1 protein-coding gene is annotated in these 759 nt (G+C 70.0%); it reads right to left on the bottom strand.

Annotated features, from left to right (window positions below; genetic code table 11):
* A partial coding sequence (locus L810_RS43380; protein ID WP_042978486.1) for a DUF3108 domain-containing protein occupies positions 1-759 on the bottom strand: 759 nt, incomplete at both ends.

The raw sequence follows: 759 nt of genomic DNA on the forward strand, positions 1-759 counted from the left end.
GGCGTGGCGCCGCCTGCCGGTGTCTCGTCGGACGGCGCGCCCGGCGCCGCGAGCGGGCCGTGCCACAACAGTTCGATCTGCGCGCCGTTCGGTTCGGTCTGCACGAGCCGCGCGGGCAGCCAGCCGAGCGACGGTGCGAGCCACATGTCGATGCGGCGCGTGTCGCCGTCGCGCCGCGGCAGGCGCATGAAGTGCCGCGCGCCGATGATGCCGGCCTGCGTCTGCACCTGCTCGTCGCCGATCACGGTGATCGGCCAGGTCTCGCCGCTGTTGTTGTCGATCACGAAGAACTGCTGCGTGACGCCCGGCCTGTACGCAGACGGATTGCCGCGCACGAGCCCCGACAGCTGCATCAGCATGCTGAAGCGGTCCTGTATGCCGTCGGGCAACGGTGCGTTGTTCGGCGTGCGCGTGAACACGACCTGCCGGATCTCGCGATTGAAGATCGCGATGTCTTCCGGACGCTTGCCGCGCTTCTCGACGTAACGGTCGGGCGCGACGCCGAACGCGTCGATGCGGCCTTCGCTGCGATAGGAGAACGGGCCGACGAACGGCACGGGCATCGACACCGACAGGTCGTAGGTGCGCCCGTCGGTACGCCAGTGGATCGTGCCGATCATGTTCTGCATGCCGTTGTAGAACGTGTCGTACTGCAGGTCGCCGGACGGCGGCGCGATGAACTTCACGCCGTTCGTCGCGGGGCCCGGTGTCGTGGCGCCGGCGGCGCTGGCGGCGCTGGCGGCACCCGCGGCCGACGCG

The organism is Burkholderia sp. AU4i (assembly GCF_000466765.1).
Lineage (GTDB): Bacteria > Pseudomonadota > Gammaproteobacteria > Burkholderiales > Burkholderiaceae > Burkholderia > Burkholderia cepacia.